The organism is Pseudoalteromonas rubra, from assembly GCF_005887115.1.
Taxonomy (GTDB): domain Bacteria; phylum Pseudomonadota; class Gammaproteobacteria; order Enterobacterales; family Alteromonadaceae; genus Pseudoalteromonas; species Pseudoalteromonas rubra_F.
The window spans coordinates 1-263 of record NZ_PNCJ01000172.1; the positions used below are offsets into that span (position 1 = coordinate 1).

The window sequence follows — 263 nt, forward strand, 5'->3', positions numbered from 1 at the left end:
GCAGCATCAACTGGGTATTTGGGGTCTTGTCTTTTTTCTACTACCCAATACTCATTAACTAATTCCTTTTTATCGTCTGAGGTCAAATCAATATACTGAATTTGCTCTTTAGGAGAAGTAGGGGGAGTCGTTGAGACACATGATATCAAAAAAAAGCTAAAAATTGATAATGTAACTGTTTTTCTCATTGCTAAGTCCTTATGGCACTAACGTCCTGTTAATAATAAAAAATTTGATTGGCCAGAATAAGCGACGAAGGAGTA

1 pseudogene is annotated in these 263 nt (G+C 35.4%); it reads right to left on the reverse strand.

The features are described 5' to 3' along the window. Positions 1 to 188: pseudogene (locus tag CWB98_RS24300) on the reverse strand (energy transducer TonB); the annotation flags it as partial. Positions 189 to 263 lie beyond the last annotated feature (75 nt).